Raw genomic sequence first — 19,109 nt, forward strand, 5'->3', positions numbered from 1 at the left:
GAAACTCACTTAGATATTCTAAGTGAGTTTTTTTATCAGCTAAACTAAATAGCTTTTTCGTCTTGTCCTAATTTACGTTGGATAAATTTAACAATTTCCGTTAACACTACCATCAATAAACTTCCGATAACTACAGTTAACCATTGTGTTGAACTTAAATGAGTTACATGGAAAAGTTTATTAAATCCAGGAACAACAATAGTCACCATCAAAAGAATGAAAGCTACTGGAATAGACCAGTTAAAGGTTCTATTTTTAAAAGCTCCAACTGTAAAGATTGATTGGTAAACTGATTTAACGTTAAATGCATGTACCAATTGGATTAAACCAAGCGTTGCAAAGGCCATCGTAAGGGCATCTGCGTGAATCATGCGATAACCAGCATGTTCTGGATACATCAATGCCCAACCATAGACACCAAGTACTAAGATAGTTTGTAAAATACCTTGATAGATAATAGCTCCCATAACACCACCATCAAAGAAGTTTGACTGGCGACCACGAGGTTTATGTGTCATAACTCCTGGTTCAGCTGGCTCAACTCCAAGAGCGATAGCTGGAAGAGTATCTGTTACCAAGTTAATCCAAAGAAGGTGAACCGGTGCAAGTACATCCCATCCTAATAAAGTTGCAAAGAAAATTGTAAATACCTCTGCCATGTTGGCTGAAAGAAGATATTGAATAGATTTTTGGATATTTGAGAAGACTTTACGTCCTTCCTCAACAGCCACAATAATAGTTGCAAAATTATCATCAGCAAGAACCATATCAGAAGCACCTTTGGAAACTTCTGTACCAGTTATTCCCATACCAATACCAATATCTGCTGTTTTTAGCGATGGAGCATCATTAACACCATCACCAGTCATGGCAACGACTTTGCCATCGTTTTGCCAAGCTTTCACGATACGCACTTTATGTTCAGGAGAAACACGTGCATAGACAGAATATTGTTTAAATACTTTTTGAAACTCTTCGTCACTTAATTCATTAAGTTCAGCACCCGTAAAGACATGATCTTCTGTGTCATTTGCATCAATAATACCTAGACGCTTTGCAATAGCTTCTGCAGTATCTTGATGGTCCCCGGTAATCATAATCGGACGAATTCCTGCTTCTTTAGCAACTCGAACAGCTTCTGCCGCTTCTGGACGCTCAGGGTCAATCATTCCCACTAAACCTGAGAATACTAAATCTGACTCAACAATATCAGTCTCTAAAGTTGGAATTTGTGTTTCATATTTATAAGCCATCATCAAGACACGAAGAGCTTGTTTTGCGAGTTCTTTATTGGTATTTAGGATAGCCTCTTTATCTTCAGCCGTGATATCACGAACCAAGCCATTATCTTCAATTTTAGTAACTCGTTTTAATAATTGATCAGGAGCACCCTTGACTGCGATAAAGTAGCGACCATCTGATTCTTTATGAATCGTAGACATTAACTTACGATCTGAATCAAATGGTAACTCAGCGACACGTGGTTCATTTTTCAAAACTTCACGGACATCAAAATTCTTATCTAAACCAAATTGTACCAGTGCAGTCTCTGTTGGGTCACCGATTAATTTTCCTGAAGGATCAATCTTAGTATCGTTGGAGAAATTCATAATACGTAAAGTGTTATTATCAACTGAAATTTCTTCCGAAGATGATTGGAGAACGCCATTAGTATACACTTTTTCGACAGTCATTTGATTCATTGTCAGAGTACCAGTCTTATCCGATGCAATGATTTCTGTAGAACCTAAAGTTTCAACTGCAGGGAGTTTACGAACGATAGAATTACGTTTAGCAAGAGTTTTTGTTCCCATTGATAAGACAATCGTAACAATTGCAGGAAGCCCTTCTGGAATAGCTGCAACTGCTAAAGCAACTGAAGTCATCAATCCTTCAATCCAACCTTCTTTACGGACAAATATCCCCACTAAGAAAGTAATAACCGCAATAATCACGATTAAGTAAGTCAATAATTTAGAAAGTTGAACTAAACTTTGTTTCAATGGTGTTTCAGATTCATCAGCATTTGCCAACATATCAGCAATTTTACCAACTTCAGTATACATCCCTGTGTTAGTAACAACACCATATCCTCGACCATACGTGACATTTGAATTTTGATACGCCATATTCACACGATCACCAATACCTGCATCCTCTGCTACTACTTGAGATATGTCTTTCTCAACAGGTACTGACTCACCAGTTAGAGCTGCTTCTTCAATTTTTAAAGACGCGGCTTCTAAAAGTCGTAAATCTGCGGGAACAACATCTCCTGCTTCTAACATAACGAGGTCACCAGGAACTAGTTCTTTAGAATCCACCTCAATAGTATGACCATCACGACGAACACGCGCAATTGGGCTTGACATATCTTTGAGGGCTTCAATAGCTGCTTCGGCTTGCCCCTCTTGATAAACACCAAAAGCTGCATTTAAGATAACAACTGCCAAGATAATCAATGCATCCGTTAAGCCATGCATACCTTCCGTAATAACAGAGAGAGCTGCAGCAACCAGTAAGATAATAATCATTAAATCTTTGAATTGGTCAAAAAACTTAGCTATTAGACTACGTTTTTTCCCTTCTTCAAGCTCATTGCGACCATACATCTCTAAGCGATTTTTCGCTTCTGTTGTTGATAATCCTTCACGAGAAGATTCTAAAGACGTTAGAACCTCTTCTTGACCTTGTGTGTAAAACAAGGATTTTTTCTGTTCTTTTAACAAAACCTTTCCTCCTTTGGTCTCTCCACAAACAAAAAGAGACCTGTTTTTATGAAAACAAGTCTCGCTGTTTAAGACAACGCCGGAAATTTCTTTCGTAATGACGACATTGCCACGGTAAACCGTCTGCTACTCCCTTGATATGTTAATCATTGTAACAGAAAAAAATCCATTTTTCAATTAATTATCCTTGCTATCACTAATAATCTCAAGGGAAAAAACGAAGTTCATCTAGTCGAAATAAACCATACTGCAGTTTATCAAATAAATGGCTCTCATAAAGAGATCCCAGCGTCTTCAGTAGACGAAATTCATAATGACTACTCTTTTGTTAATGGTAATTATCTCAATACCATTGAATCTTTAATTCATAATTTGCAAAACAGGCTCCTGTCTCCGTTTGCTTAAGGACATAATTGATGTGCAACCTTTGCTGTGACAAATCAAACTGATAGTGACTTGTCTCTGTAATCAAATGTTGAATACCAAGTGGAGTGGGGATATTAACCAAAGCAGGCGTTTCACGATGAAAACGCATTACAGACTTAGGATTTGAAAACCTCGTCATAAGCAATTCCTCATGATTTGCCTTAATAACTACTCTCTCGCCCTCAGCATTAATATAATTCAAATAAACGTAACTTCCTTTTTCAATAAATTGACAATCGTGAATCTCATGAATCATTTCGGTTTCGTTGTCAATTTGAATGTTATTGTTAATTTCTAGTTTCATGACTTCTCTCACTTCTTTTATCCTTCTATTCTACCAATTTCTGACTCAAGTTTCAATTTTTGCTATAATATATATATGAATGAAAAAGTATTTCGTGACCCCGTTCACACTTATATCCATGTAAATAATCAAGTCATATATGACTTGATTAACACTAAAGAATTTCAACGTTTACGACGCATTAAACAAACCTCAACGACTTCTTTTACCTTCCATGGTGCAGAGCATAGTCGTTTTTCACATTGTCTCGGAGTTTATGAACTGGCTCGTAAAGTTACAGAAATCTTTGATGAACATTATTCTGATCTTTGGAATAAAAATGAGTCCCTGCTAACGATGGCTGCCGCCCTACTACATGATATCGGACATGGCGCATATTCTCATACATTTGAGCGTCTCTTCAATACTGATCATGAAGCTTACACTCAGGAAATCATCACCAATCCTACCACAGAGATTAATGCTATTTTACGAAAGGTGGCTCCTGATTTTCCTGATAAAGTAGCTAGTGTTATTAATCATAGCTACCCCAATAAACAAGTTGTTCAATTAATTTCTAGTCAAATTGATTGTGATCGAATGGACTATCTTCTCAGAGATTCTTACTACACTGCTGCTAGCTATGGACAATTTGATTTAACACGAATTTTACGCGTTATTAGACCAACCGATTCTGGAATTGCTTTTGCTCGTAACGGGATGCACGCTGTGGAAGATTATATTGTTAGTCGCTTCCAAATGTATATGCAAGTTTATTTCCATCCAGCCAGTCGTGCTATGGAATTACTCTTACAAAATTTACTAAAACGTGCTCGCTTCTTATTTGATACCCATCGCGATTTTTTTGAACAAACTTCTCCAAATCTTATTCCTTTCTTCACGGATCAATATGATTTACAAGATTATTTAGCCCTAGATGATGGGGTAATGAATACTTACTTTCAATCTTGGATGCAAGCTGATGATAACATTTTGGCAGATTTAGCTAATCGTTTTATCAATCGAAAAGTCTTTAAATCAATTACCTTTGAAGAGGCTGACAAAGAAAATCTAGTTAAAATGAAAGAACTAGTCTCACAGGTTGGTTTTGATCCCGATTATTACACTGGTGTCCATGCTAATTTTGACTTACCTTACGATGTTTATCGGCCTGAACATTCAAATCCACGAACAGAAATTCAAATTATCCAAAAGAATGGACAACTTGCTGAATTATCAAGCTTATCACCGATTGTAAAAGCATTAACTGGATCTAATTATGGTGATCAACGTTTTTATTTTCCAAAAGAAATGTTGACATTAGATAGCTTATTTTCAAGTACAAAAGAAGAATTTCAATCTTACATCACAAATGAGCATTTGACACTCACGAAAGATGATAGCCATTCATGACAAACCCTTTATTTTTTAGTAAGATATAAGGTGAGTATTTTAGGATATTGAATAAAGAGTGGGAGATAAAATGACTTCAATTAAACTTGTTGCCGTAGATATTGACGGCACTCTATTAAATAGTAAGCGTGAAACTACACCTGAAGTGGCTAAAGCTGTTCAAGAAGCAAAATCAAAAGGCGTTAAAATTGTTATTGCTACAGGACGTCCAATCATCGGAGTCCAAGATCTTTTAGAAGAATTGAAACTCAATGAAGAGGGGGATTATGTTATCACCTTTAACGGCGGTCTAGTTCAAGACACAGCCACAGGAGATGACATCATCAAAGAAACCTTAACCTATGAAGACTATCTGGATTTCGAACTATTAGCGCGTAAATTAGGCATCCACATGCACGCCATTACAAAAGAAGGAATTTACACAGCAAATCGTGATATTGGTAAATATACAATACACGAAGCAACTTTAGTTAATATGCCGCTCTTCTATCGTACTCCTGAAGAAATGGGAGACAAAGAAATCATTAAACTAATGATGATTGATCAACCTGACATCTTAGATGCAGCAATTGCTAAAATTCCAAAAAAAGTTCTCGATAACTACACTATTGTAAAATCAACTCCTTTTTATTTAGAAATTTTACCCAAAAACGTTAATAAAGGCACTGCACTTCTCCACCTTGCAGAGAAAATGGGATTAACTGTAGATCAAACAATGGCTATTGGTGATGAAGAAAATGACCGTGCTATGCTTGAAGTTGTTGGAAATCCTGTTGTTATGCAAAACGGCAATCCTGAACTAAAAAAAATAGCAAAATATATCACCAAATCAAACGAGGAAAGTGGCGTAGCCTACGCACTACGTGAATGGGTAATAAACTGATGTATCATGTTACCGTTGGAATATCCGAAAAAGAATATGATGCCTTTGCTATTGCATCGTCTCAAACCAATCTCCTCCACTCTTCAAAGTGGGCACAAGTAAAATCAAATTGGCAAAATGAACGTTTAGGCTTTTATAAAGATGACCAATTAGTTGCTGTAGCTAGCATCTTAATTAAATCATTACCACTTGGTTTTACAATGCTTTATATTCCACGTGGACCTATTATGGACTACAGCAATAAAGAATTAGTTGGCTTTGTGTTAAAAACACTAAAAAACTTTGGACGAAAGAAAAGTGCTGTTTTTGCAAAATTCGATCCAGCACTTCTTCTACGTCAATATCACCTTAAAGAAGAGAATGTCGCCGAAGAGATAGATGAAAGTAGACAGGCAATTGATAATCTTAAGTCAGCAGGTGCCCAATGGATAGGTCCAACGAAAGCCATTTCCGAAACCATCCAACCTCGTTTTCAAGCGAACATCTATACCAAAGCAAATATAGAAGAAAACTTTCCAAAACACACTAAACGTCTGATAAAAGATGCAAAGCATCGCGGTGTTCAAATTTATCGTGCCAACATTGATGACTTACCTAAATTCGCCACGGTTGTAGCATTAACCGAGAATCGTAAAGGTGTAGCATTACGTAATGAAAACTATTTCCATCAACTAATGACAATTTATGGAGAAGATGCCTATCTCTATTTGGCTAAAGTCAATCTTCCTAAAAGATTAGCGCAATTTAAAGAACAACTTCTTCAAATCCAAAAAGATTTATCAGAGACTCCATCCCATCAAAAAAGTCGCCTGACAAGGCTAAATCAACAAGAAGCTTCTGTTAAACAATATATCCTTGAATTTCAGGAGTTTAGCAAGAAATATCCAGATGAGCCTGTCATTGCAGGAATTTTGTCCATTCGTTTTGGCAATGTCCTGGAGATGTTGTATGCTGGTATGGATGATAGCTTCCGTAAATTTTATCCACAGTATCTCTTGAATGCTAGGGTGTTCGAAGATGCTTTCAAAAATGGTATTGTATCTGCTAATCTAGGCGGTGTCGAGGGAAGTCTTAACGATGGTTTAACAAAATTTAAAAGTAACTTCAATCCAATGTTTGAAGAATATATTGGCGAGTTTAATCTAGCAATCAATCCATTATTATATAAATTGGCCAACCTAGCCTATACTATTCGAAAAAAACAAAGACACTCTCACTAAGAAAGGAAACTCATGTATAGAGAAATTACCGCTGTCGAACACGATCGCTTTGTGAGCGAATCCAACCAAACAAACCTACTTCAATCTTCTAATTGGCCCAAAGTAAAAGACAACTGGGGTAGTCAATTACTTGGCTTTTTTGACGGTGAAACCCAAATTGCCAGCGCTAGTATTCTCATCAAATCACTTCCTCTTGGCTTCTCCATGCTATATATTCCGCGTGGACCAATCATGGATTACTCCAATCTAGATATTGTAACTAAGGTCCTTAAGGACCTTAAAGCTTTTGGCAAAAAACAAAGAGCTCTCTTTATCAAGTGTGATCCTCTCATCTATTTAAAAATGGTCAATGCCAAAGATTTTGAAAATTCGCCCGATGAAAAAGAAGGGTTAATCGCCATTGATCATTTACAGCGTGCAGGTGCTGATTGGACTGGTCGGACAACAGATTTAGCTCATACTATCCAACCACGTTTTCAGGCAAACCTATATGCTAATCAATTTGGACTTGATAAAATGTCTAAAAAAACTCGTCAAGCTATTCGAACTTCCAAAAATAAGGGAGTAGATATACAATTTGGTAGCCATGAACTACTTGAAGATTTTGCAGAGTTAATGAAAAAAACGGAAGACCGTAAAGGGATAAATCTTAGAGGAATTGACTACTACCAAAAACTCCTTGATACGTATCCTAATAACTCATACATCACAATGGCTTCGCTAGATGTTGCAAAACGATTAGAAAAAATAGAAAAAGAATGTCAGATAGCTCAATCTGAAAGAATAAAATCACTTGAACTTAATCGTGAGAAAAAAGTTAAACAACACCAAGATACGATTGATCGATTAAATAAAGAAATTGATTTTCTCAAAGAAGCTCAAAAAGCCTATGACCGAGACAGTATTCCATTGGCTGCAACCCTCACTCTAGAATTTGGTAATACATCAGAAAATATTTATGCTGGTATGGACGATTACTTCAAATCTTATTCTGCTCCTATTTACACTTGGTTTGAAACAGCTCAAAGGGCTTTTGAACGTGGAAATATTTGGCAAAATATGGGGGGGATCGAGAATGACTTATCTGGTGGTTTATATCATTTTAAGTCTAAGTTCGAACCAATCATTGAGGAATTTATTGGAGAATTTAACATTCCAGTGAACAGATTGCTTTATAAAGCCTCTAATTATGTCTATGCCTTACGCAAAAAACGTAATAGCTAGTTAGGAAAGGATACTTTTATGGCGCTTAAAGAATTAACAGCTAAAGAGTTCGAAAGTTATTCAGGAAATTACGATTTACAATCGTTTATGCAAACCCCTGAGATGGCAAAGCTTCTAAAAAAACGTGGGTATGACATTACCTACATGGGCTACCAAATCGATGGGAAAATGGAAATCATCAGTATTGTTTATACCATCCCAATGACTGGTGGACTTCATATGGAAGTCAATTCTGGTCCAGCCCATTCCAATTCTAAATATCTGAAACATTTTTATAAAGAACTACAGAACTATGCCAAATCTCAGGGCACTTTAGAATTATTAATTAAACCTTATGATACCTACCAAGAGTTTACTGGTGAAGGTGAGCCTAAAGGTGCACCGAACACTTATCTTATTGATGACCTGACTAGTATAGGTTATCACCACGACGGGCTTCATATTGGTTATCCTGGCGGTGAACCTGATTGGCATTATGTTAAAAATCTAGAAGGTATCACTCCTCAAAATCTTCTTAAATCTTTCTCTAAAAAAGGACGCCCCTTGGTTAAGAAAGCCATGTCTTTTGGTATAAAAATACGTGTCCTCAAGCGGGAAGAACTACATATCTTTAAGGATATTACTTCTTCTACTTCTGATCGCCGGGACTATATGGATAAATCTCTAGATTATTATCAAGATTTTTATGATAGTTTCGGAGATAAGGCGGAATTTGTCATTGCAACTCTAAACTTTAGGGAATATGATCATAACCTACAATTAAATGCAAAGAAATTGGAAGAACAGATTACAGTCCTTGATAATCACCATCAAAATAATACAGATTCTGCCAAATACCATCGTCAACGTACTGAGCTTGTCAATCAACTAGCTAGTTTAGATAAACGTCGCAAAGAAGTCGAACCTTTTATTCAAAAATTTGGAAATCAAGATGTTGTTTTAGCTGGTAGCCTCTTTATTTATAGTCCTAAAGAAACTGTCTATCTTTTCTCTGGCTCATACACAAAATTTAATAAATTTTATGCGCCTGCAGTTCTTCAAGAATATGTTATGCAAGAGGCTTTAAAGCGTCAATCAACTTTCTATAATTTTTTAGGTATTCAAGGAAATTTTGATGGTTCAGATGGCGTACTTCGCTTTAAACAGAATTTTAATGGTTACATTGTTCGTAAAATGGGTACTTTCCGCTACTATCCAAATCCATTAAAATATAAGAGTATTCAATTACTAAAAAAAATCTTACACCGAACATAAAAAATAAGCTTACATAAGCTTATTTTTTATGCATTATAGAAAGCAACATTTATTTCTTTACTATTATTGTTTACACAAATAATAACGTTCGTTATTTAGCGAAATTTTATTACCAATATCATTATTTTCTTGCCGCTCTGTTAATCAAGTGATAAAATAGTAAAAATTTATCTTCAGGAGGATATTATGGTATCGCTAAAAACGGAAATTGCTGGTTTTAGTTTTGACAATTGTTTGATGAATGCAGCGGGTATTTATTGTATGACTATGGAAGAGTTATTAGCTATTGAAAATTCTGAAGCTGGTTCCTTTGTTACAAAAACAGGTACCCTTAAAGCTAGAGATGGAAACCCTCAACCACGTTATGCAGATACTGACTGGGGATCAATTAATTCTATGGGACTCCCTAATAAAGGCATTGACTATTATCTTGATTTCGTGACTGAATTACAAGATCAAGACAATAGCAAAAATCACGTTTTATCATTAGTAGGTTTATCACCAGAAGAGACACATATTATTCTTAAAAAGATTGAAAACAGTAGTTACAATGGCCTAATAGAGTTAAATTTATCGTGCCCAAATGTTCCTGGAAAACCTCAAATTGCTTATGATTTTGAAATGACTGACCTCATCCTTTCAGAAATCTTTAGCTATTATCAAAAGCCTTTGGGCATCAAATTACCACCTTACTTTGATATCGTTCACTTTGATCAAGCAGCTACAATTTTTAACAAATATCCTTTAGCTTTTATTAACTGTGTTAATTCTATCGGAAATGGACTTGTTATTGATGATGAAACTGTCGTTATAAAGCCTAAAAATGGCTTTGGAGGTATCGGTGGGGATTTTATCAAGCCTACCGCCTTAGCTAACGTCCATGCTTTCTACAAACGTTTAAATCCTTCAATTAAAATTATCGGAACAGGTGGTGTTAAAAACGGCCGTGATGCCTTTGAACACATTCTATGTGGAGCTAGTATGGTCCAAATCGGAACCGCTTTACAAAAAGAAGGACCAGAAATTTTTCAGCGTGTAAGCAGAGAGTTAAAAGAAATAATGGCTGATAAAGGCTATCAATCATTGGAGGATTTTCGAGGACAACTTAATTACCTTTAAAAATAATAAAAGAGCAAACCTTGTTTGCTCTTTTATATTGATTTTACCAATCTTTATCAAATTCACGTTCTTCACGTTCCTCGGGCGTTAAATCATCCTTTACAGGCTTTGTTATGATGTTTCCTTCATTATCTACTTTAGGTTTTATCGTATTCATATATAACTTTAACAGAGCTATCTTTATAATGGCAATAATAACAAAAGCAATAAGGATAATTAATATTATAGCTTTTTCTGACATTCTCTTTCGCAACCTCTCTTTTAACTTATCTTTTAGGAATTATAACATCACAATTAAGATAATTCAAGGGTATGCTCTAACACATTTGAAACTCTAAATTCCTTTGAGCTCTCTAGTCGTTTATTGAGTATTGGATATAAAAAAGAACCTTGTCGCTATCAATAAACATTGATATGACAAGGTTTTTCTAGACGAATTATTTAACAGCGTCTTTAAGAGCTTTACCAGCTTTAAATGCTGGAACTTTTGATGCTGCAATTTCGATTTCTGCACCAGTTTGTGGGTTACGACCTTTACGAGCTGCACGTTCACGAACTTCAAAGTTACCAAAACCGATTAATTGTACTTTTTCACCTTCAGCAAGGTAATCTGCTACAGCTGCAAAAACTGCATCTACTGCTGCTGCTGAATCTTTTTTAGTTAATTCTGTAGCTTCTGCTACTTTTGCAATTAAATCTTGTTTGTTAGCCATGTTAACAAATCCTCCAAATAAATTCTAAACTTATACAACATAAGTTTTAACAGATTATATGATATCTAAAAAAAGGCTTAAGGTCAAGTATTTAAAGTCATTTTAGGGCTTTTTCTTAAAAATATCGAAACTAAAATTATCGTTTACTAAATCAATTGCAGTCGCTTTCAAATAAATACCTTCTTTATTTTTTAAATCTTGCAAATTAATATTAATAACCGATTTTTTAGGTTTTATATCTACAAAGTTTGGCAATTTATAAGATGATTTTATATATTGTAACACATCTTTTTCTGGAAGCGGAAGAGTTCCTACTGAAAATGAGGTCACTTTAAGTTGAACAGCGCCATTTGTTAAACGATAAGGTTCAAAATAGATGTATAAAGGCACTTCATAACCTAATAATTGATAAGAGCCTTTAAATAGTATAGAAGATGAAGCAGCATAAATCTTATAATTCATCTTCTTAGTTTGATATTGTTTTAAATAAAGTGCAATTGTCTTATTCAGTTGCGACTTATTGGTCGTAAAAGTACCTACTTTTACTTTATCTTGTACCCCAGTCGAAATTTTTCCTGTATTAGGCTCACGTACTTGAATTAAGCGACTTGCAATCACTGCTGTGAAGGAAAGGTTAATTGCCAACAATAAGAGAAATGCCCATTTCCAGAAATTTAAATTACGGCCAGTTTTTTCTTGTTTCATTTATTTTCTCCATAACGGCGTTAGACATGATTTGATAGCCAATATTATTGGGATGAAAATGGTCTCCAGTAAAGAGAGCATCATTAGTGATGCTTGCCTGACTATTTGATGACTCTGTAATACCCTCTTTACCATTTATTCCCTTATAAAGGCGGTCATTAATTGGGACAAAATAAACATTTTCTGAAGCATCAACTACTTCTTTTGTAGCTTTATTCCAATTATCAATAACGGTTTGCATTTTAGTTAATTGTGGAAAGTTTAGGTAAAAAGGATTATAAATGCCTAAAACATAAATAGGCAATTTAGGATTATCTTGTCTTGCTTTTGCAAGGATTTCTTTCAAACGTTCCTTATATGCTTCTGCTGGTTTCTCAAAGGAATTTAGTGATAAATGACTGAGCTCTTTACGAATAACAGCCAAGACATCATTACCACCAACAGTTAGCGTCAATAAATCAGCTTTCTCTAAATCTTTTTCGATTTGAGGATCTGTCGTCATACGTTTTAAAATTTGTTGACTAGTATTCCCAGACACACCATAATTAACAGAAGTCACTTGGTAAGAGTATCGATTATGGAGTGATTCTGATAGCAGTGGGACAAAACCACCTTGAGAGGTTGTATCGCCCACACCTTCGGTCAGAGAATCTCCAAGAGCAACATAGTTAAGTGGGATAACTTTCTTTGTTAGGAAGTCTTTTTTTGTTAATTTAGGATTTGATTTTGGAATGATCAAGGAAAAAATCCCAAAAGATAAAAGAAGACTTACCAGAAAAAAAGAAAGTCCGGTAAGTATTTTTTTCTTATTCATAACGAACCATAACAGCAAATGCATCCTCACCAGTATGAGTTTGGATGATTGAGCCAGTTTCTAATACGGATATAGGAGCACCTAGAACAGCTAGTTTTTCTTTAAAGTTATTAGCCATATCAGCTTTACCACAGTAGGAGATGCCAATTTCAGCAATTTTTCGTGTTTGGGCACTTTCAACAAAATTATCTAACCATTTGCTGAAGGTCTTTAGACCACGACCTTTAACAATCGGTACTAATTCATGGTTTGTTAGCTCCATAATTACTTTTATGTTAAGCAATGAACTTAGGAGACCTGTTACACGTCCAATACGACCACCTTTTACTAAATTTTCAAGGGTCGATACGCCAATAAATAATTCTGACTTCTGGCGTACTTCTTCCACACGAGCCAAAATTGTATCTAAATCAGCTCCCTCTTTAGCTAATTTCGCGGCTTCTACAACCTGGAATTTTTGACACTGGTCTGTAAAAGTAGAATCAATAACTGTAACATCTGCACCAGCAATATTAGCTCCCTGGCGTGATGCTTCAATAGTTCCTGATAGTGTATGCGTTAAATGAATTGCAATGATATGTTCCGCACCTTCATTCATTAATTTTTCATAAATTTCTGCAAAAACACCTACAGGCGGTTGACTTGTTTTTGGCAATTCCTTACTTCCACGCATTAGGTTCAAGAATTCCCCTTGTGCTTTTAAGTCATTGTCTGAATACAAGGTACCATCTATCATAACTGACAAGGGAACAACTGTAATGTCAAGCTCTTTAATAAGTTCTGGTTCAATGGTAATGGAAGAATCCGTTACAATTTTGATTTTACTCATATCCTATCCTATTCTATACTATACTTTAATATTTCAATACCCTTATTATAACAAAATTTAAGTGTATCAACATTAATTTCTCCTAACAATGTTAGCTTTTTAAAGACGTTACCAAAGCTAACTACCAAGTAATTCTTTAGCTTGAGTACGTGCAGTGTCTGTTACATTGTTTCCTGCCAACATTTTAGCGATTTCTTCTACACGTTCTTCATAGCTTAAAAGCCTTACCGTTGAAACTGTTGAAGAGTCACTGGAAATTTTTTCAATAAAATATTGGTAATCCGCTATTGCAATAACCTGAGCTAAATGAGAAATTGCTAAAACTTGTCCATGACTACCAATCTTGTGAATTTTTTGAGCAATAGCCTGGGCCACGCGACCAGAAACTCCTGTATCCACCTCATCAAATACAATGGAAGTTTTATCTTCCTTACGTGAAAAAGTAGATTTAATAGCTAACATCAATCGAGATAACTCTCCTCCTGAAGCCACTTTTACCAATGGCTTAAAGCCCTCTCCGGGATTCGTTGAAATATAAAATTCAACGATTTCGTTCCCTTCTTTATTAAATTTTCCTTTTGTAAATTGAACTTGGAAATCAGCTTTCTCCATATAAAGCTCTGTTAATTCTTGTTTGATTTCATTTTCCAATTGTTTAGCTAGCTTATGACGCTCTAAACTTAATTGATTTGCTGATTCAATCAAATCGTGTTCTAAAATCTTTAATTCTTTTTCTAAAGCATCTGAGGACTCTTCACTACCTGTCAATAGACTATATTCTTTAGTAATGTTATCAAAATAGTCTAAAACATCATTCACATCACCGCCATATTTTCGCGTTATTGTGTTAATAACATCTAGTCTATTTTCAATTTCTTGTAGTAAACCAGCGTCAAAATCTAAATCATCGATAACGTCACCTAAACGTTTAGTAACTTCTTCAATAACGTAGTAAGCTTCTGAAAGATTGGTGGAAAGATCTTTATATTCTCGATCAAATTCTTCTAAAGCCATAAGGTCATTCATTGCAGAACGAACATTCAATAAACTTGAAAACTCTTCGTTATCTAACATAAGATATGCATTTGTCAAAGTATCTGCAATATTCTTATGATTCATTAATTTATCACGTTGCTTGAGTAGCGTTTGATCTTCATCTAATTTAAGGGCTACAGACTCAATTTCTGCTATTTGAAATTCTAGCATTTCAATACGTGATTTATTCTCTTGTTCATTTTTTTGCTTATCCAATACGCGTTTACGAAGCTGACGATAAGCATCAAAAAGACTTTGATAACGTTCTTTTATGACATTAAATTCTGTATTACCAAATTCATCTAACATCAGAATGTGCATGTTAGGTTTCATTAGTTCCTCTTGGTCATGTTGACCATGAATGTCTACCAAATAATGCCCCACAGCTTTTAGTGTTGACAAATTCACCATTTGCCCATTAATTCGACTAACGCTGCGCCCATTTTGAAAGATTTCTCGGCGAATAATTAATTCATCTGCTAATTCAATGCCATTTTCTTCCAATAATTGGACTAATGATTGATTTTTTTCAACAGAGAAAAATCCTTCAATTTCTGCTTTGTTAGCACCATGGCGAATCACTTCAACGCTAGCACGGGCTCCTAACATCATATTCATAGCATCAATAATGATAGATTTCCCTGCACCAGTCTCACCAGTTAAAACAGTCATTCCTGTTTCAAAATTAAGTGAAATTTCTTCGATAATAGCGAAATTCTTAATAGAAATTTCTAAAAGCATAAGGTCCTCTACTAATCTTTTTTCTCCAACATTGCAATCATTGATTGACGAATGTAATCAGCATCTGCTTCTGATTTTGCAATCAAAAGGAGACTATTATCGTCAGCTGTCAAACTAAAAATATGTTCTTGACAATGTGACATTATGAAGGTTTTAATTAATTGACTGTTACCTGGTATAACATTCATATTGATAAATTGCTCTAAACCTAGTAGCTTATCTGATATTGATAAAATACTTGTTTTAATAGGCTTTGCCACAGCAGTTGTAAAGATAGGGTCGTTTTCATTTGACAAACCGTAAATATAGCGACCTTTTGCTGATGGCACTTTTATAATGCCAATTTCATTCATATCACGTGAAATAGTTGCTTGAGTTAGAGTTACCCCATAAGCTTCCAATCTGCGTAACAACTCATGTTGTGTTTCAACAGCATGGTTAAGAACAATTTGCTTAATTAAATTTAAACGTTCACTCTTCTTCATTTTTCTTAAATTCCTTATGTGCTTTTTCTATAACATCTTGTATTTGGTCAAACACAAGATTTTGTGGATCTTGACACTTTTGCAAATGCATTAAAAACTCAATATTTCCATGTCCACCTTGAATGGGCGAAAAATCAAGATGTTTAACCGTATATCCATAATCTTTCGTGAAATTGGTCACTGTTGTCAAAACCTTTTCATGAACCAACTTGTCTTTGACAATACCATTTTTACCAATTTGCTCACGACCTGCTTCAAATTGTGGTTTAATTAATGCCACTACTTGTCCACCATCCACTAAAATTTCTTTTAGAGCTGGCAAAATCAAATTAAGAGAGATAAATGAGACATCTATCGATGCAAATTCAGGCAGTCCCTCCTTGAAATCTTCTTTTTGGGCATACCTAAAATTATATTGTTCCATAGAACGAACACGATGATCCTGACGTAACTTCCAAACTAATTGATTTGTTCCTACATCTACTGCGTAAACTAAACGCGCTCCTGATTGTAGCATAACATCAGTAAACCCACCCGTAGAGGCGCCAATATCTATAGTTAGCTTATCTGCAACTGAAATTTCAAAAACTTGTAAAGCTTTTTCTAATTTCAATCCACCTCTACTAACATATTTTAGTTTTTCACCTTTTAGTTTTAATTCAGTATCGTCTGCAACCTTTTCGCCTGGTTTATCATAACGTTCTCCATTGATAACGTTAATCACCAGTCCTGCCATAACACCACGTTTCGCTTGCTCTCGTGTATCAAAAAGTCCCTGTTTATAGGCAAGAACATCTACCCTCTCTTTAGCCATTCAACCGTAATCCCTCTATTATATCTATTATTTTTCTAGCATTAAAGTTAGCTTTTTTCTCTAGATTTTGAAAAATTGCCTGAGCTTTTTTCAAAGTATCGTCAAGTATTTCCTGTGACTTATCCAAACCCAATAAATTTGGATAAGTTGTCTTTTCTGCTACAATGTCTTTATTTGGTGTCTTACCCAATTCTTCAAAACTAGCAGTCACATCTAAAATATCATCACGTACTTGAAAAGCATGACCGATTAAAAGGCCAGCTTGATGCAGTTTTCCTTTTACTTCTTCCGACTTCTCAGCTAAAATACCTGCTGCAACAAAGGGATAAGCTAACAGGCGTCCCGTTTTATTAATATGAATCAAGCTTAAATCGTCAATAGATAAAACTTTGTTTTCTCCCTTCATATCTAACATTTGTCCACCAACCATGCCAAAACTACCCGCAGACATAGACAATAACTCTATTAACCTAACAGTAACATCAGCTTTAAAACCAGCTTTTACAACTAAATCAAATGGGTCTAAAAAAAGGGAATCTCCAGCTAAAACCGCTGTAGCTTCATCAAACTTTTTATGGTTTGTTAAGCGGCCACGACGAAAATCATCATTATCCATCGCCGGTAAATCATCATGAATTAAAGAGCCAGTGTGAATCATCTCCAAAGCAGCAGCCACATCATAATGACCATCTATTAGTTCAACTCCAAATCCCTCTAAAATTTCTAAAAGGATGCGTGGACGAATACGTTTCCCACCTCCATCAACTGAGTAGAGGATAGCCTTAATTAAATCAGGAGAAACGACACTATGTGTCTGTTTGTAATAACGATGAATAGCTTCATCAATTTTTTCAATAGTAACCATCAAGTATCCATTTCTACTTCCGTTCCGTCAGCTTGCATCACTTTTACAAGCGTCTCTTCAGCTTCTTTTAAAGTTTTTTGTAACTCTTTTGAAATAAGCATTCCTTTTTGAAATTCAGCAATGGCATCTTCTAAGGCAACATCACCTGTTTCTAAACGTGAGACAATTGTCTCTAATTCCTGCAAATTTTCTTCAAATGTTTTCTTGTCTGACATCCTTCACCTCAACTTCTAAAAGACCATCTTGCATCTTAACTTGCAAATGATCTCCTTCATTTATTCCATTAGTAGTAGATACTAAAGTATGGTTTTTTTCGATAATAGCGTAACCACGCGCTACAATTCTAGAACTATCCAATGATATAAGCGCATCTTGAGCCTTTTCAAAACGTGCTAGCTTGCTGTCATATTGACTAGTCATTGTACTTGATAATAGTCGTCTACTTTGCACAACACGCTCTTGGTAAGTATGAAGCCGCTGTTTTAAATCTATGCCTTGCAGTTTTTGATGAAGCAAACCTTGCTTTTGTCTTACTGTTTGTAGTTTATCACGCATAGAATATGTTAACTGCTGATTTAGGTTATCTAATTTTTGAAGGAAACCATCATATAGACGCTCTGGTTGCCTAAAAATAACTGATTGCTTTGATTTTTGCAACCTCTCCTCTTTTGTCCTGATAAGACGAAGGCTAGACTGATACATTCTATTTTCACGTTCAGTAATCCAAGACAAGATATCAATTTTAGTAACCGTTGTAGCAAGCTCAGCTGCTGCAGTTGGAGTTGCTGCTCTGCGATCGGCTACAAAATCTGCTAAAGTTGTATCAGTTTCATGTCCGACACTAGAAATAACGGGAAGACGAGATTCAAAAATAGCTTCTACAACACATTCTTCATTAAATGCCCATAAGTCCTCAATAGAACCTCCCCCACGGCCAACAATTAATAGATCCAAATCCTTTTTCTCGTTAGCTAAAGCAATAGTTTGTGCTATCTCCTGAGCTGCGCCCTCTCCTTGAACTTTTGTGGGGAAAAGTAATATTTCCACTCCTGGGAATCGACGAGATACTGTTGTAATAATATCCCGAATAACAGCTCCACTTGGACTAGTCACAACTCCTATTTTTCTAACAAATTGAGGAAGTAATTGCTTATGACGATCATCAAAGTAACCTGCTTGAGAGAGTTTCTTCTTTAGTTGTTCAAATTGGATAGCAAGAGCTCCTATACCATCCGGTTCTGCTTTTTCAACAATAATAGAGTAGGAGCCGCTTGGTTCATAAAGTTGAACACGGCCAACTACATTAACCTTCATCCCTTCCTCTAATTCAAAACCCAGTTTTTTGAATTGACCTGACCACATTGTCGCCTGAATGACTGATTTATCATCTTTTAAAGAGAAGTATTGATGGTTTGGGCGACGACGAAAATTAGACACTTGCCCAGTTAAATAAACCCTCTCTAAATAAGGGTCTTTGTCAAATTTTAATTTTAAATACTTAGTCAGTGTCGACACGGATAAATAGTCTGACATAGCACCTCCTCATGAGAGTTTTAT

The 19,109-nt window shown here is 35.4% G+C and carries 19 protein-coding genes; 6 read left to right on the plus strand and 13 right to left on the minus strand.

The features are described 5' to 3' along the window. Positions 1-44: 44 nt before the first annotated feature. Positions 45-2,729 (minus strand): calcium-translocating P-type ATPase, PMCA-type, encoded by a 2,685-nt coding sequence (locus HMPREF9171_RS105815; RefSeq protein ID WP_000910750.1) that lies wholly within the window; start codon positions 2,727-2,729, stop codon positions 45-47. Positions 2,730-3,072: 343 nt separating this feature from the next. Further along, the gene (locus HMPREF9171_RS105810; RefSeq protein ID WP_000764119.1) at positions 3,073-3,459 is read right to left on the minus strand and encodes a YwiB family protein; all 387 of its coding nucleotides are present in this window, start codon (positions 3,457-3,459) and stop codon (positions 3,073-3,075) included. Between the two features lie 75 nt (positions 3,460-3,534). Between HMPREF9171_RS105810 and HMPREF9171_RS105805 the strand changes: the two genes are divergently transcribed. The 6 genes from HMPREF9171_RS105805 to HMPREF9171_RS105780 all read left to right on the plus strand — a co-directional run bounded on the left by HMPREF9171_RS105805 (position 3,535) and on the right by HMPREF9171_RS105780 (position 10,551). Then, positions 3,535-4,851, plus strand: coding sequence for an HD domain-containing protein (locus HMPREF9171_RS105805; RefSeq protein WP_001003541.1), 1,317 nt, complete (start codon positions 3,535-3,537; stop codon positions 4,849-4,851). A gap of 70 nt (positions 4,852-4,921) precedes the next feature. Beyond that, positions 4,922-5,734 carry a sugar-phosphatase gene (gene yidA, locus HMPREF9171_RS105800; protein WP_000200672.1) on the plus strand — a complete coding sequence of 271 codons (813 nt, stop codon included), beginning with the start codon at positions 4,922-4,924 and terminating at the stop codon, positions 5,732-5,734. Next, positions 5,734-6,954 (plus strand): aminoacyltransferase, encoded by a 1,221-nt coding sequence (locus HMPREF9171_RS105795; protein WP_079255234.1) that lies wholly within the window; start codon positions 5,734-5,736, stop codon positions 6,952-6,954. Before yidA ends, HMPREF9171_RS105795 begins: the two co-directional genes overlap by 1 nt. 12 nt (positions 6,955-6,966) lie before the next feature. Beyond that, on the plus strand, positions 6,967-8,178 hold the full coding sequence (locus tag HMPREF9171_RS105790; protein WP_000285512.1) for an aminoacyltransferase: 1,212 nt from the start codon (positions 6,967-6,969) through the stop codon (positions 8,176-8,178). Between the two features lie 18 nt (positions 8,179-8,196). Beyond that, on the plus strand, positions 8,197-9,432 hold the full coding sequence (locus HMPREF9171_RS105785) for an aminoacyltransferase (protein WP_001185394.1): 1,236 nt from the start codon (positions 8,197-8,199) through the stop codon (positions 9,430-9,432). Positions 9,433-9,618: 186 nt separating this feature from the next. Beyond that, complete coding sequence (locus tag HMPREF9171_RS105780) at positions 9,619-10,551, plus strand: dihydroorotate oxidase (protein ID WP_000254070.1); 933 nt, start codon at positions 9,619-9,621, stop codon at positions 10,549-10,551. 43 nt (positions 10,552-10,594) lie between these two features. On the opposite strand, the gene HMPREF9171_RS105775 is transcribed toward HMPREF9171_RS105780, so the two are convergent. The 11 genes from HMPREF9171_RS105775 to xseA all read right to left on the minus strand — a co-directional run bounded on the left by HMPREF9171_RS105775 (position 10,595) and on the right by xseA (position 19,085). Beyond that, positions 10,595-10,792, minus strand: coding sequence for a hypothetical protein (locus HMPREF9171_RS105775; protein WP_001290369.1), 198 nt, complete (start codon positions 10,790-10,792; stop codon positions 10,595-10,597). 196 nt (positions 10,793-10,988) lie between these two features. Beyond that, positions 10,989-11,264, minus strand: a complete 276-nt coding sequence (gene hbs, locus HMPREF9171_RS105770; protein ID WP_001284634.1) for a non-specific DNA-binding protein Hbs — start codon at positions 11,262-11,264, stop codon at positions 10,989-10,991. A gap of 102 nt (positions 11,265-11,366) precedes the next feature. Continuing rightward, positions 11,367-11,969: a YpmS family protein gene (locus HMPREF9171_RS105765; protein WP_000806955.1), complete on the minus strand. Its 603-nt coding sequence runs from the start codon at positions 11,967-11,969 to the stop codon at positions 11,367-11,369. Then, positions 11,944-12,783: an SGNH/GDSL hydrolase family protein gene (locus tag HMPREF9171_RS105760; protein ID WP_001035227.1), complete on the minus strand. Its 840-nt coding sequence runs from the start codon at positions 12,781-12,783 to the stop codon at positions 11,944-11,946. Before HMPREF9171_RS105760 ends, HMPREF9171_RS105765 begins: the two co-directional genes overlap by 26 nt. Further along, positions 12,776-13,612: a fatty acid kinase binding subunit FakB gene (fakB, locus tag HMPREF9171_RS105755; protein WP_000034835.1), complete on the minus strand. Its 837-nt coding sequence runs from the start codon at positions 13,610-13,612 to the stop codon at positions 12,776-12,778. The genes HMPREF9171_RS105760 and fakB overlap by 8 nt, the downstream gene beginning before the upstream one ends. Positions 13,613-13,729: 117 nt before the next feature. Beyond that, positions 13,730-15,388 (minus strand): DNA repair protein RecN, encoded by a 1,659-nt coding sequence (recN, locus tag HMPREF9171_RS105750; RefSeq protein WP_000923612.1) that lies wholly within the window; start codon positions 15,386-15,388, stop codon positions 13,730-13,732. Positions 15,389-15,399: 11 nt separating this feature from the next. After that, positions 15,400-15,873, minus strand: a complete 474-nt coding sequence (locus HMPREF9171_RS105745; protein ID WP_000747941.1) for an arginine repressor — start codon at positions 15,871-15,873, stop codon at positions 15,400-15,402. Beyond that, entirely contained in the window at positions 15,860-16,687 is an 828-nt protein-coding gene (locus tag HMPREF9171_RS105740) for a TlyA family RNA methyltransferase (RefSeq protein ID WP_001041036.1), read from the minus strand. Before HMPREF9171_RS105740 ends, HMPREF9171_RS105745 begins: the two co-directional genes overlap by 14 nt. Next, positions 16,680-17,552, minus strand: a complete 873-nt coding sequence (locus HMPREF9171_RS105735; protein ID WP_000256279.1) for a polyprenyl synthetase family protein — start codon at positions 17,550-17,552, stop codon at positions 16,680-16,682. The genes HMPREF9171_RS105740 and HMPREF9171_RS105735 overlap by 8 nt, the downstream gene beginning before the upstream one ends. Beyond that, the gene (locus HMPREF9171_RS105730) at positions 17,552-17,767 is read right to left on the minus strand and encodes an exodeoxyribonuclease VII small subunit (protein ID WP_001280898.1); all 216 of its coding nucleotides are present in this window, start codon (positions 17,765-17,767) and stop codon (positions 17,552-17,554) included. Before HMPREF9171_RS105730 ends, HMPREF9171_RS105735 begins: the two co-directional genes overlap by 1 nt. Next, positions 17,745-19,085 carry an exodeoxyribonuclease VII large subunit gene (xseA, locus tag HMPREF9171_RS105725; RefSeq protein ID WP_001286946.1) on the minus strand — a complete coding sequence of 447 codons (1,341 nt, stop codon included), beginning with the start codon at positions 19,083-19,085 and terminating at the stop codon, positions 17,745-17,747. Before xseA ends, HMPREF9171_RS105730 begins: the two co-directional genes overlap by 23 nt. Positions 19,086-19,109 lie beyond the last annotated feature (24 nt).

The organism is Streptococcus agalactiae ATCC 13813, assembly GCF_000186445.1.
Classification (GTDB): domain Bacteria; phylum Bacillota; class Bacilli; order Lactobacillales; family Streptococcaceae; genus Streptococcus; species Streptococcus agalactiae.